At 67.8% G+C, this 12,760-nt stretch carries 13 protein-coding genes and 1 tRNA gene; 7 read left to right on the forward strand and 7 right to left on the reverse strand.

What is annotated here, in order from left to right; genetic code table 11:
• Window positions 1-73 precede the first annotated feature (73 nt).
• Both ABIB15_RS01990 and ABIB15_RS01995 read right to left on the reverse strand, forming a co-directional pair.
• Window positions 74-1,690, reverse strand: a complete 1,617-nt coding sequence (locus tag ABIB15_RS01990) for a sensor histidine kinase (protein WP_354474827.1) — start codon at window positions 1,688-1,690, stop codon at window positions 74-76.
• Between the two features lie 46 nt (window positions 1,691-1,736).
• Window positions 1,737-2,429: a response regulator transcription factor gene (locus ABIB15_RS01995; protein ID WP_354474829.1), complete on the reverse strand. Its 693-nt coding sequence runs from the start codon at window positions 2,427-2,429 to the stop codon at window positions 1,737-1,739.
• 99 nt (window positions 2,430-2,528) lie between these two features.
• On the opposite strand from ABIB15_RS01995, the gene folP reads away from it, so the two are divergent.
• Together folP and ABIB15_RS02005 are read left to right on the forward strand one after the other, a co-directional pair.
• Window positions 2,529-3,434, forward strand: coding sequence for a dihydropteroate synthase (gene folP / locus ABIB15_RS02000; protein WP_354474831.1), 906 nt, complete (start codon window positions 2,529-2,531; stop codon window positions 3,432-3,434).
• Window positions 3,434-4,141, forward strand: coding sequence for a pyrimidine reductase family protein (locus ABIB15_RS02005; protein WP_354474833.1), 708 nt, complete (start codon window positions 3,434-3,436; stop codon window positions 4,139-4,141). Before folP ends, ABIB15_RS02005 begins: the two co-directional genes overlap by 1 nt.
• A 3-nt stretch (window positions 4,142-4,144) precedes the next feature.
• On the opposite strand, the gene ABIB15_RS02010 is transcribed toward ABIB15_RS02005, so the two are convergent.
• Genes ABIB15_RS02010 through ABIB15_RS02020 form a run of 3 tightly spaced genes read right to left on the reverse strand, consistent with a single transcriptional unit; the run spans window position 4,145 to window position 8,090 of the window.
• Window positions 4,145-5,830: a DNA repair helicase XPB gene (locus ABIB15_RS02010; RefSeq protein ID WP_354474835.1), complete on the reverse strand. Its 1,686-nt coding sequence runs from the start codon at window positions 5,828-5,830 to the stop codon at window positions 4,145-4,147.
• Between the two features lie 51 nt (window positions 5,831-5,881).
• Window positions 5,882-7,786: a helicase-associated domain-containing protein gene (locus ABIB15_RS02015; protein WP_354474837.1), complete on the reverse strand. Its 1,905-nt coding sequence runs from the start codon at window positions 7,784-7,786 to the stop codon at window positions 5,882-5,884.
• A gap of 46 nt (window positions 7,787-7,832) precedes the next feature.
• Window positions 7,833-8,090, reverse strand: a complete 258-nt coding sequence (locus tag ABIB15_RS02020; RefSeq protein ID WP_354474838.1) for a multidrug ABC transporter ATPase — start codon at window positions 8,088-8,090, stop codon at window positions 7,833-7,835.
• A gap of 124 nt (window positions 8,091-8,214) precedes the next feature.
• Between ABIB15_RS02020 and ABIB15_RS02025 the strand changes: the two genes are divergently transcribed.
• Both ABIB15_RS02025 and ABIB15_RS02030 read left to right on the forward strand, forming a co-directional pair.
• Window positions 8,215-8,595, forward strand: a complete 381-nt coding sequence (locus ABIB15_RS02025) for a cold-shock protein (RefSeq protein ID WP_354474839.1) — start codon at window positions 8,215-8,217, stop codon at window positions 8,593-8,595.
• Window positions 8,579-9,169 carry a DUF3027 domain-containing protein gene (locus tag ABIB15_RS02030; RefSeq protein WP_354474841.1) on the forward strand — a complete coding sequence of 197 codons (591 nt, stop codon included), beginning with the start codon at window positions 8,579-8,581 and terminating at the stop codon, window positions 9,167-9,169. Before ABIB15_RS02025 ends, ABIB15_RS02030 begins: the two co-directional genes overlap by 17 nt.
• 3 nt (window positions 9,170-9,172) lie before the next feature.
• Here the strand turns inward: ABIB15_RS02030 and ABIB15_RS02035 are convergent, their stop codons facing one another.
• Together ABIB15_RS02035 and serC are read right to left on the reverse strand one after the other, a co-directional pair.
• Window positions 9,173-9,403, reverse strand: coding sequence for a DUF2530 domain-containing protein (locus ABIB15_RS02035; protein WP_354474842.1), 231 nt, complete (start codon window positions 9,401-9,403; stop codon window positions 9,173-9,175).
• Between the two features lie 2 nt (window positions 9,404-9,405).
• Window positions 9,406-10,518, reverse strand: coding sequence for a phosphoserine transaminase (gene serC, locus ABIB15_RS02040; RefSeq protein ID WP_354474844.1), 1,113 nt, complete (start codon window positions 10,516-10,518; stop codon window positions 9,406-9,408).
• A 99-nt stretch (window positions 10,519-10,617) separates the two neighbouring features.
• On the opposite strand from serC, the gene ABIB15_RS02045 reads away from it, so the two are divergent.
• The 3 genes from ABIB15_RS02045 (at window position 10,618) to ABIB15_RS02055 (ending at window position 12,294) form a co-directional block, all read left to right on the forward strand.
• Complete coding sequence (locus ABIB15_RS02045; RefSeq protein ID WP_354474846.1) at window positions 10,618-11,310, forward strand: iron-dependent transcriptional repressor DtxR; 693 nt, start codon at window positions 10,618-10,620, stop codon at window positions 11,308-11,310.
• A 339-nt stretch (window positions 11,311-11,649) separates the two neighbouring features.
• On the forward strand, window positions 11,650-12,147 hold the full coding sequence (locus ABIB15_RS02050; protein ID WP_354474848.1) for an HNH endonuclease: 498 nt from the start codon (window positions 11,650-11,652) through the stop codon (window positions 12,145-12,147).
• 75 nt (window positions 12,148-12,222) lie between these two features.
• Window positions 12,223-12,294 (forward strand) — tRNA-Arg (locus tag ABIB15_RS02055).
• Window positions 12,295-12,760: the final 466 nt, after the last annotated feature.

Here is a 12,760-nt window from a genome sequence, read left to right on the forward strand (position 1 = left end):
TGGCTGTCCACACGCTAGGCGTGGCGGAAGAGGAATGCCGCGGTCAGGGGCGCGCTGTGGGCGGCGGTGGCGTCTAGTTCTCGGGGAGGAGAGGAAGCTCTACCCGGAAGGTGGCGCCGCCTCCCTCCGTCTCGAAGACGTCGACCGATCCCTTGTGCGCGATGATGATGCCCGAGACGATCGCGAGCCCGAGGCCGCTGCCGCCAGTTTCCCGGGTGCGCGAGGTGTCGGCGCGCCAGAACCGCTGGAAGATCTTGTCGCGGATCTGCGGGGGGATCCCCTCGCCGTGATCGATGATGTCGAGCAAGGCGACCTGGCGGACAGGGTCGACCGACACCCCGATCTCGATCGGGCTGCCGGGGTTGGTGAATCGCAGGGCGTTGCCGAGCAGGTTGGTGACTACCTGGCGGATCTTGTTCTCCTCCCCGAGCACGATCGCCGGGGTGTCGAGAGTCTGCTGCAGGTCGGGTGTGTGCACGACGTCCTCGGCGGGCGCCTGACGGGGGCGTCGCGAGCGCAGGCGCGAGAGTTGAGCCCCGGCGAAGGAGATCGGGCTCGTGAGTACGGCGGCGGTCCTGCTCGCTGTGACGGACTCCTCTACGGCTTCCGCGGCACCCAGCGGTTCCGGTTCGAGTTCCGGCTCGGTGAAGACGACGTTGATCGGGCGATCGGGGGAGGAGGCCATGGCGTCGAGGGCAGCGTCGTACGCGATCGGGACGAGGTCGACGGGTTTCATCTGAAGCGGCTTCGCCTCGTCGATGCGCGCGAGCTCGAGCAGGTCCTCAACGAGCTCGCCCATTCGGATCGCCTCCTTCTCGATGCGCTCCATCGCCTGAGCGACCTCGTCGGGGGTCGTCAGTGCGCCCATCCGGTACAGCTCCGCGTAGCCACGCACCGACACGAGCGGGGTGCGCAACTCGTGGCTCGCGTCGCCGACGAACCGCCGCATCTGCTCGATGGTCTTCGCGCGGTCGCCGAACGCCCGGTCGATGCGCGCGAGCATCGTGTTGAGCGAGCCATTGAGGCGACCGACCTCGGTGTTCGGCGTCGCGCCGGGCAGCCGCTCACTGAAGTTACCGTCGGCGATCGCCGCGGCGGTGGCCTCGACCTGACGCAGCGGCGCGAATGTTGTCGTCACGAGCAGCCTCGTCAGGGCGGCACCGAGCACCACGACCGAGAGCCCGAAGCCGAGGAAGATGCCGGCGTATCGCGCGATGATGCTATTGGTCTCGTCGAGATTGAGAGCGACGATGAGTCCGACTGACTCGCTCGTCTGCACGTTGCGCTGCGGCACCGCGACAGCGCGCCATTGGGTGCTGCGGTCGTCATCCCACAGGGTGAAGGCGCGCACCTCGTCGCGGCTCATGTCGTCGCTCGTCATCTCGGCGAGGATGGGCGGGTCGTCCTGGCCGTTGTGGCACACGACCCGGCCGGTGTCGTTGACGATCGCAACGTAGTAGTCGTTTGGACCCTGGGTCGCGCACTCTGTCATCAACAGCGCATCGACCCGCAGCTGGGTGACAGTCTCGGCAATCTTGCTGTCGACACCCTCGAGCAGGTAGTTGCGCAGCACCGTCATCGTGCCGGCACCCGCGACAAGCAGGCCGAGAGTGACCAGCAGGACGGTCACACTGGTGATCTTGGTGCGCAGCGAAATCGAGTTCCACCGGTCGCTCAGGGCATCGGACATAGAACGTCAGGCTAGGCCACGAAACTGGGGGTCAGCCTTTGCCGGGTCAGACCTTGGCTGCCTTCAGCATGTAACCGAAGCCCCGTTTGGTCTGGATGACCGGCTCGGCCGAGAACTGGTCGAGCTTGCGGCGAAGATAGGAGATGTAGCTCTCGACAATTCCCGCGTCGCCGTTGAAGTCGTACTCCCAGACATGGTCGAGAATCTGCGCCTTCGACAGCACCCGGTTCGGGTTGAGCATGAGGTAGCGCAGCAGCTTGAACTCGGTGGGGCTGAGCTCGATCTGCTCCGTGCCGATCGATACCTCGTGGGTGTCCTGGTCCATCGTCAGCTCACCGGCGCGGATGACGGCGTCCTCCTCGTCCGCCATCGTGCGGCGCAGGATCGCCTTGATGCGCGCGACGATCTCGTCGAGGCTGAACGGCTTGGTGACGTAGTCATCGCCTCCGACGGTGAGGCCGGTGATCTTGTCTTCGGTGTCGTCCTTGGCGGTGAGGAACAGGATGGGCGACGTGTACCCGGAGGAACGGAGGCGTTTGGTCACGCCGAAGCCATTCATGTCGGGCAGCATCACGTCGAGGATGATGAGGTCGGGTTCCTCCTCGAGCACCGCCGAGATCGCTTGGGCGCCATTTCCGACCGCCCGCACAGCGAAGCCGGCGAAGCGGAGGCTGGTGGTCAGTAGGTCACGGATGTTGGGTTCGTCATCGACGATCAGGATTCTGGGGCCATCGCTCATGTACGTAGTATCTGCGCGTTAGCTGGGATATTTCTGTGGACGATCGGTGTGCGTTCTGCCAGCGTCTCGCGGCGCGCCGAGAAGTGGGAGCATGGCCCCATGCACCTCTCACCAGCCTCCGGGATAACGCTCCCAGAGCTCCGCCAGCCGCTGCGCACCATCGGGGGCCGCGCCTTCGACTTCTCCCGCGAGGTGGCGGTCATGGCCGTCATCAACCGCACCCCGGACTCGTTCTACGACAGGGGCGCGACTTTCGCGCTCGACGCCGCCATCGCCGCCTCGCTGGCCGCGATCGCCGAGGGCGCCGACTGGGTCGACATCGGCGGCGTCAAATTCGCTCCTGGCCCCGCCGTGCCGATCGCGGCGGAGATCGACCGGATCGTCCCCGTCGTCGAGGCGCTGAGCGGCACGGGGGTGGTGATCTCCGTCGACACGTTCCATCCGGAAGTCGCCCTCGCGGGCATCCGCGCGGGAGCCCACGTCATCAACGACACCACCGGCGTGAGCGACCCGCGCATGGCCGAGGTGGTCGCCGACAGCGAGGCGACGCTCGTCATCACGCACAGCCTCGCGGCTCCGCGCACCGCCTACCCGGCGCCGCAGTACGGCGACGTCGTCGCGGAGGTGCTCGCCTTTCTGGAGGAGCGGGTGGCGCTCGCCACCGGGTTCGGGGTGCCGCCGGAGCGGATCATCGTCGACCCGGGCCACGACCTCAACAAGAACACTCGGCATTCGCTCGAGATCACCCGTCGCCTGGCCGAGATCACGGCGCTCGGTCTGCCGACCCTCGTCGCGGTGTCGAACAAGGACTTCGTCGGGGAGACCATCGGGAGGGACCGCGGCGCGCGCATCGAGGGGTCGATCGCTGCCGCCGTCGCGTGCATCCTGCAGGGCGCCCGGATCGTGCGCATGCACAACGTGCGCGCCGCGGTCGACGCCGTGCGAATGACCGAGGGGATTCTCGGATTCCGTGAGCCGGTGTATCTGCGCCACAACATCGCCTGATGCTCGACCGGCACGAGCTCATCGAGCGCTACCGCGTCGCCGACCGCGCGATGCCGCGGCTGCGCGTGAACTTCATCCAGAGCCTCGACGGGGCCGTCACTCGCGACGGGGTCAGCGGCGGCCTCAACAACGACGACGACAAGCTCGTGTTCGACACCCTGCGGATGCTGTGCGACGTCATCGTCGTCGGTGCCGGAACGGTGCGGGCGGAGGGCTACAGCGGCGTGCGGGTGGACGACGAAGATGCCGCCTGGCGGGTCGCGCACGCTCTCGCGGCCCAGCCGCCCGTCGCGCTCGTCACGTCGAGGCTCGACTTCGCGCCGTCGCATCCGTTCTTCGCGGATGCCGTCGTGCGGCCGATCGTCATCACCTCGGCCGCATCTCCGACCGCGGCGAGAGAGGCGCTCGCCGACGTCGCCGACGTCCTCGTCTGCGGAGAGGAGCGGGTGGAGCCGGACCGCCTGGTCGCGGAGCTCACCGCGCGGGGTCTGCCCCAGATGCTCTGCGAGGGAGGGCCGCAGCTGTTCGGCGCGCTCATCGAGGCCGACAGGGTCGATGAGATCTGCCTGACGATGAGCCCGGTGCTCGAGGGTGGTCCCGCGGGCCGCATCGCGCACGGCGAGGCCGCGACGGCGCGCGAGATGGCGCTCCTGCACGTGCTCACCGCGCGAGACATGCTCTTCCTGCGCTACGAGCGCCGCACCTGACGGTTAGGCCGCCGCCTCGTCGAGCGAGTGCGCGTCGAGGATCGTGTAGCTGTAGCCCTGCTCCGCAAGAAAGCGCTGCCGATTTTGGGCGAAGTCCTGGTCGACCGTGTCCCGTGCGACGAGCGTGTAGAAATTGGCCGGAAGGCCGCTCTCCTTCGGGCGCAGCAGCCGGCCGAGGCGCTGCGCCTCCTCCTGCCGGGACCCGAACGAGCCGGACACCTGGATTGCGACGGTCGCCTCCGGCAGGTCGACCGAGAAGTTCGCGACCTTCGAGACGACGAGGATCTTGGTGATGCCCTCACGGAACTCCTGGTAGAGCCGCTCCCGCTCGTCGACGGGCGTCGCACCCGTGAGCTGCGGCGCATCCAGCACATCGGCGAGCTCCTGGATCTGGTCGAGGTACTGCCCGATCACGAGAATACGCTCGCCGGTGTGCCGCTCGACGAGCTGCTGGACCACGTCGAGCTTCGCCGGCGCCGTCGCCGCGAGACGGTAGCGCACGTCGTCCGCCGCCGCCGCGTACTCGAGCCGCTCCTGCTGGGGCAGGTTGATGCGCACTTCGTAGCAGGATGCCGGGGAGATGAAGCCCTGGGCCTCGATCTCCTTCCAGGGCGCGTCGAACCGCTTCGGGCCGATGAGGCTGAACACGTCGCCCTCGCGCCCGTCCTCGCGCACGAGCGTCGCCGTGAGGCCCAAGCGGCGCCGGGCCTGCAGGTCGGCGGTGAGCTTGAACACCGGCGCGGGCAGAAGGTGCACCTCGTCGTAGATCACGAGGCCCCAGTCGAGCGCGTCGAGCAGCTGAAGGTGCGCGTACTCGCCCTTCCGGCGGGCCGTGAGGATCTGATACGTCGCGATCGTCACCGGCTTCACGTCCTTGGACTGGCCGGAGTACTCGCCGATCTCGTCGTCGGTGAGCGTCGTGCGGCGCAGGAGCTCCGAGCGCCACTGGCGGGCGGAGACGATGTTGGTGACGAGGATGAGGGTGGTGGTCTTCGAGACTGCCATCGCGCCGGCGCCGACGAGGGTCTTCCCCGCGCCGCATGGAAGCACCACAACGCCGGAGCCGTGCTTGAAGAAGCTTTCGACCGCCTCGTTCTGGTACTCCCGCAGGTGAAACCCGCCGGAGTGGTCGAGCTCGATCTCGTGCGGGGTGCCCGGCGTGTAGCCGGCGAGGTCCTCCGCGGGCCAGCCGAGCTTGAGGAGCTCCTGCTTGAGCTCGCCACGCGCCCACGGCTGCATGACGAAGCCGTTGTCGCCGCGCCGCTCGAGCAGCAGGTTCGCGACCTTCCGCCCGCGCGCGATCTCGGCGAGCACGGCACGATCGGTTGCGGTGAGGGTGAGCACGCCGTCGGCGTCCCGCTCGATTACGAGCCGGCCGTAGCGGGCCACCGTCTCGGCGATGTCGATCGACACGGCCTGCGGAATCGGGAACTTCGAATAACGCTCGAGGGTGGCGAGCATGTCGGCGGCCTCGTGGCCCGCCGCGCGGGCGTTCCACAGGCCGAGCCTCGTGATGCGGTAGGTGTGGATGTGCTCCGGGGCCCGCTCAAGCTCGGCGAACACCGCGAGATCGTGGCGCGCATCCTCTGCCTGGGGGTGCGCCACCTCGAGCAGGACGGTGCGATCGCTTTGAACGATGAGGGGTCCGGGCAGCTGTGGCGCGGTCGCGGGCTCGGCTGCTGAATTCACCCCGGAAGTCTAACCGCGCCGCGTGTGGCGAATGCCGCGTCCTGAGGATTGTCAGGGAGCGTCGGCCGCAGGGGATACCCTCGCGATGCTCGACAGCGGCAGGGTGCGCTCAATCGCCGACCGACGATCGCGCGCCCTGAGCCGACCGCCGGCGATGCTCGTCGGTTCGAGCTGGTAGTCGACGACAGTCCCGTTGGGCATTGTCACGCTCACGGTGAGGGCGGCCTTGAGCCGGATCGCCGTGTCGAGCTGCCGGGCGAGCCAGGCATCCGCCGCCTCCCCCAGTTCGCTGTCGCCGCCGAGTCGCAGCCGCTCGATCAGCTCCTCGATGGGGTCGGGCCCGACCGCGCCGGCCGATCTCGCGTGGCGCCGGCGGCGGAGGGCGACGATCTCCGAGTCGGAGTTCTCGGCCGCAACCGGGTAGCGAGCGTCGCTGAGGGTCCAGAACACGGTTTCGAGCGGGAAGCGGCTGACCAGCCGGTCGGACGCGACCCGGGTGAAGCCGAGCACCGAGAGGTTCTGGTCGACGAGAACGGTGTCGAGCAACTGCGCGTCGTCGCTGCGGAGATAGCTCTTCACCTCGAGCGCATCCCTGATGTTTCGCTCGGGTAGCGCGCCGGCACGCAGCAGTCCGTACCGGGTGGATGCCTCGGTGATGAGGTAGTCGAGCGGCTGCGGGATGCCCGTGAGCGAGATCCCCGTGAGGAACTCGCGCACGCTCGCGGCCGACTCGCCGGCCGCCATCGCCCGGTTCATACTCGAGGCCGAGACGCGGTAGCTCGACGCGAGCGAGCGGCTCTCGGCATCCGCGAGGGAGCGAAGGCGACCGTCGACCTGCGGCGTCAGGGGACCAGGGGCGACGATCGAGAGGTCGTGCTGCAGGTAGACCTGCTCGACCTCGCGCGGCAGGAGCGGCGCCATGGCCGTCTGCGCGGCATCCAGCCCCGTCGCGAACAGGGCGAGGCCCGGGCTGCTCGGGGCGTGATTGGCGGTGATGCCGAGGAGCTCGGCGGCTCCGGTGTACGCGGCGATGCGCTCGTCCATCCAGTCCCCGCCCGCCGGGTAGAGCCAGTCGACGAACCGGCGGAGGCCAGCGCCCCAGAGCGAATGGCTGCGCTCGCCGAGGAGCCGGCGGATGTCGGCGGGGAGCCGTTCGTACCAGCCGGCGGCGAGCGTGCGCCACCGTGCGCCGGAGGATTCCATCAGCCACGCCCCACCCGCGTCGGTGATGAGCCAGAATCCGCCCTCGCGGGCGACGAGTCCAGCGTCGTCGGCGATCGCGAGCAGCCGGCCGACACCGGCAAGGTCGACGGCCATTGCGTTGGCGAGCCGCTTGGTGTCGGGCAGGGCGATGCCGCCCTTGGCCAGCTCACGTGCAGGCTCACGTTCGAGCTCGACGAGGAGCTCGGTGATGCCGGTGGTCGCCGCGAACGCGCGCTCTGAGGCAACGCGGTCGATGAAGCGCAACTCGGTCTCCGCGGCAGGCTCGAGCGCCGCGAGAGGCAGGCCGGCCGCAAGCTCGGGCAGACCGGGCAGACCGAAGGCAGGCCAGGAGCGCACCTGCTCGGCGACGCTGTCGTAGGCGGTGAATCGTTCGATCCCCGCGGCGTCCGTCTCACTGTCGGCGAGCAGCAGCGACACCGCCGTCGACGCGCGCATCGCGATGTCGGACTCAGTCGGTGCCTCGGCGTAGCTGTCGAGCAGCGCCGCGACCTCCGCGGCCGTTGAGCCGCCCGAGCGCGACCCCAGCTCGGCGATGGCCGCGATCGTCGCGAGGGTGCCGCGGTCGAGGTGGGTCAGCTGCTGCTGCACGGCTGTCCGATCGAGCAGCGCCTCGGCGAGATCGAAAAAGTCCTTGATTCCGCTCACGCGGATTTCCCGTGCCCGGGCCGCCGCGGCGAGCCGCGCGTTGTCTATTGCCCGCAGACGAGTCGCGAGCGAGAAGGTGTCGCTCACGGGCGAGGCCCGCGGCAATCCGTCGCCATCGTCGGATCGAGCACGCCTATCTGCCCTGCGATGGGCGCTGGCGTTTCTGGGGCGCTCGCGCCTGCGCCTCGGCGGCCTCGCGTGACCGGCGCTTCGCGCTCACGATCACGAGGGCGACCAGAAGCACGATCGCGAATGGCAGGCCGAAGAACGGGGCAACGAAGACGGCGGGCCAGACGCCGGTGGCGAAGTCCGCCCCGACCATGCCCGTGGCTGTTCCGATGATGATCGCGAGGAACGCTGCGATCGAGATCACGATCACCGCCACCATCATGTATGCGAGGACTCGCTCAGCGCGATTAACGGATACCGGAATTTGTTTTGCCACAAGCACAAGAATAGAGGTACGCCAGTGCCCGTAGGCTTGGAGGTTCCAGCCACAAGAAAGAGGTGCAGCCATGCCAACCGGCAAGGTCAAGTTTTATGACGACGACAAGGGCTTCGGCTTCATCACGTCGGATGAAGGCCAGGAGGTCTTCCTGCACGCTTCCGCGCTGCCCGCTGGTACGACGGTCAAGGCCGGTACCAAGCTCGAATTCGGCATCGCCGACGGAAAGCGCGGTGCTCAGGCGCTGTCGGTGCGCGTGCTCGAGGCTCCGCCGAGCTTGGCGAAGCTGAGCCGCAAGCCGGCCGACGACATGGCGATCATCGTCGAGGATCTCGTCAAGCTCCTCGACGGCATCGGCTCGAACCTCAAGCGCGGCCGCTACCCCGACTCCAGCCACAGCCACAAGATCGCGGCGATGTTACGCCGGGTAGCCGATGAGCTTGATGCCTGAGCGCGAGGCGACCCAGGCCGACTTCGACCTGGCCCGCGAGGCTCTCCTCGAGATAACGTCGGCCGACACCATCGGGGCCCCGGCGGGCTTCGCGGACGAGGGCGACGGTGCAATCTCGGTGTTCTTCGAATGCGAGATGGTCGGCTACCCCGGCTGGCACTGGACCGCGAGCATCGCCCACGTCGAGGGTGCCGAGCCGACTGTGCTCGAGGTCGAGCTCATGCCAGGCGACAACGCGATTCTCGCGCCCGACTGGGTGCCGTGGGTCGACAGACTGGCGGAGTACCGGGCGTCGCAGGATGCCGCGGCATCCGACGACTCCGATGATGAGGAGTCCGACGACGAGACGGACGAGGACGAGTCCGACGGCGACGAGGACGAAGCCGTCTCGCGCGGATCCGTGCTTCATGCCGGCGACCTCGATGGGGTCGACATCGACGATATCGACGTGGATGCCGTCGACGACGACGACGACGACGATGATGATGATGACGACGAGTCAGACGACGACGACCCGGTCGTCGGCGACCTCGACGATCACGTCATGGACGACGACGAGATCGTCCGGGGATAGTCCTCAGCGCTGGCGGTGGTGGGTGTAGATCAGCCCGAGAAGCCCCAGCCCGACGCCGATCGCGCAGGTCAGCAGCCACCATCGGTTGTCGCCTTCCGCGGTCGGCATCACGACGAGGAGCGCGACGAGCGCGACGACCCAGGCGCCCGTTCCCACGAGCACTGCCTTGCGATCGTCTGTCTTCACTGGCGCCGGGTCGGGCCGCCGATCGGCATCCTTGAGCCAGATTCGCATAGTTACAGGCTACCCACGACGAACTCGATCGCGCGGATGAGCTGGCGCACGTCATCCGGCTCGATCGCGACGAATGTCGCGACCCGCAGTTGGTTGCGGCCGAGCTTGCGATAGGGCTCCGTGTCGACGATGCCGTTCGCGCGCAGCACCTTGGCGACTGCTGCCGCGTCGATGCGCTCGTCGAAGTCGATCGTGACGACGACCTGCGAGCGGTAGGAAGGGTCGGCGACGAACGGTGTCGCGTAGTCGACGCTCGCAGCCCAGTCATAGAGCGCCGACGACGACTCGGTGGTGCGCGCGTTCGCCCAGGCGAGTCCGCCGTTGCCGTTGATCCACTCGATCTGGTTCTCGAGCAGCAGCAGGGTCGAGAGCGCGGGGGTGTTCAGGGTCTGCTTGAGGCGCGAGTTGTCTACCGCGTTCTTGAGGCTCAGGAACTCGGGAATGTAGCGGCCGCTCGCGGCGACCGTCTCGACCCGCTCGAGCGCGGCGGGGGAGAACAGCGCGAACCACAGCCCGCCGTCCGACGCGAAGTTCTTCTGCGGGGCGAAGTAGTAGACGTCGGCCTGGGCCGCGTCGAAGTCGATGCCGCCCGCCGCGCTCGTCGCATCGACCACGGTGAGGGCCCCCGCGTCGCCGTGCACCCGCTCGACCGGGGCCATGACACCCGTTGAGGTCTCGTTGTGCGGCCATGCGTACACGTCGATTCCCGGCTGCACCTCGACCTGGCTGAGCGATCCTGCCGCGGCGTTGATCACGTGTGGCGCCTCGAGGAACGGGGCTGCCGCAGCTGCGGCGAACTTCGACCCGAACTCGCCGAAGGTGAGGTTCTGGCTGCGCTTCTCGATCAGCCCGAACGCCGCCGCATCCCAGAATGCGGTGGACCCGCCGTTGCCCAGAACAACCTCGTAACCGTCGGGCAGGCGGAAGAGCTCGGCGAGCCCGCCCTGCACTCGCCCGACGAGGCTCTTCACCGGCGCCTGCCGGTGCGAGGTGCCGAGGATGCCCGCTCCCGCGCCGGCGAGGTAGGCCAGCTGCTCCGGCCTGACCTTCGAGGGGCCGCATCCGAATCGTCCATCGGCGGGCAGGAGGTCGGTGGGAATGGTGATCTGCGACATGCACCGATTCTATCGAGCCGCGCGCGGCAGCCCACGAGCCGGGCGCGGCGGCCGTCAGGTTAGGCTTACCTGTGTGCATTCGGCAATGGAGAGGGCTCGATGACAGATCTCATTGACACCACCGAGATGTACCTGCGCACCATCTTCGAGCTCGAGGAAGAGAAAATCGTTCCGCTGAGAGCGCGGATCAGCGAGCGGCTCGGGCACTCCGGGCCGACCGTGTCCCAGACAGTCGGCCGGATGGAGCGCGACGGCCTCGTCGTGGTCGAGGGCGATCGCCACCTCGAGCTCACCATCGAGGGACGGTCGAGGGCCGTGCACGTTATGCGCAAGCATCGCCTCGCCGAGCGCCTCCTCGCGGACATCATCGGCCTGGACTGGGCGCTCGTGCACGAGGAGGCCTGTCGCTGGGAGCATGTGATGAGCGAATCGGTTGAGCGTCGCATCATCGAGATGCTCGATCACCCGGCCTACTCGCCGTACGGCAACCCGATTCCGGGGCTCGAGGAGCTGGGGGAGCCCGCCTCCGCCAAGTTCTACGACGGGGTCGTGAACATCGTGAACCTCGTCCATGGCGCAGTCGGCCCCGTCACGGGCGTGATTCGCCGCCTCGGTGAGCCGGTGCAGTACGAGAGCGAGCTGCTCGAGCAGCTGCGTACCGCCGGCGTCATGCCCGGCGCGAAGGCGAAGTTCTCGGCCGCCGGTTCGTACGTGCTGGTCGAGGTCGACGGCTTCGGCGACGGCCTCGAGCTGCCCAACGAGGTCGCCATCCACGTTTACGTCGGCATCTAGGCAGTTCTTGTCGTCGGGTCGCCCCCGCGGTGAACGGCCGGTGAACCGGCGCGCCCGCGGGAACGGGGGGCAGATTTCTGGGTTATTCTAAACTCCTTGGAGTTCCACCAGTTCTATCGGAGAGCCGAATGTCACACAGTCGCAGCATCCAAACCGTGGATGTTCGCGCCCTGCACTTCATACGGCACAGCAGCCAGCGCAGCGTTCAACTGCGCGCAACCACCTAGGCACCGTCTACTCGACGGTGCCTTTTTTGTTGCCTGCATGCTCCCCACCGGAGGTACCCCTCGACGCTTCGAATCCCCGCAAGCCGTGCGGGGACTTGTCGATTGGATGAGAATGCGCACATTGGTCCTCAACGCGGGGTTCGAGCCCCTCGCCGTCGTCTCCTTCAAGCGAGCCCTCGTGCTCGTCATGAATGGCAAGGCGACGATCATCGCCGCGGATGCCGAGCACCCGGTGTTCGGGCTGACCGAGTCGTGGGATCGGCCATCGGTGATCCTGCTCAGGCGGTACGTGCGCATCCCGTCCAACCGACGCGTTCCGGTCAGCCGCCGCGGCGTGCTGCGGCGCGACGGCCAGCGCTGCGCCTACTGCGCCGCGTCGGCGACGACGATCGACCATGTGTTCCCACGGTCGCGCGGGGGAGCGGACTCGTGGGAGAACCTCGTGGCCTGCTGCCTCAAATGCAACAACGCCAAGGGCGACCGCACTCCGGCGGAGATGGGCTGGACCCTGCGCGTGCACCCCCGGCCCCCGCACGGCACCACCTGGTTGGTGCGCGGGGTCGAGCGGGCTCTGCCGCAATGGGAGGAGTACCTGGCGCCAGCGGCGTAGCGCGCCGCCTGTTGCGTGAGCTGAGTGAGCGGGGTGAGTAAGGGGCATCCGTGAACGGCTAAACTCGACTCGCTGGCCTCTGTAGCTCAATGGAAGAGCAAGTCCGTCCTAAGGATTAGGTTGGGGGTTCGAGTCCCTCCAGGGGCACCGTTTTTCGGTGGGCGGCTGCTGAATGTGTGCGTGAGCGGGCATGTCGGCCCGAGGTCCACACGTCGATAGCCTGACTCGATGCCTACGCGGAGACGATTGGTGCGGGCTCGGGATGCGATTGCCGCCGGATCGGTGTGGCTCCTCTCGTCGTGATCGTTGTCGTGACGGTGCCGAGGTGGCGTGATGAGCTTCCGTCCGGCATTATTCTTCGGAATGACATCGACAGCGGTCTTGCTGCCACCGTGCCGACGTGGCTGATATTTGGGGGAGTTCTTCTACTCTGCTGGGCGTCGGAGTTGGCGCTCTCAGTCTCGTGGAGGAAGGCCCCAGCGATGCTCGGAGCCGGAAATTATGGACTTGTTCCCTTCTTCGTCGCCCGTCGTCCGCTGCGCGACCAACCGAGGTGAGCCCGCAGCGAGTCGGTGCGTCCTCACGTCAGATTCTCATCAGACGGCGGGCCGCG

The organism is Marisediminicola sp. UYEF4 (genome assembly GCF_040546025.1).
Taxonomy (GTDB): Bacteria; Actinomycetota; Actinomycetes; order Actinomycetales; family Microbacteriaceae; genus Marisediminicola.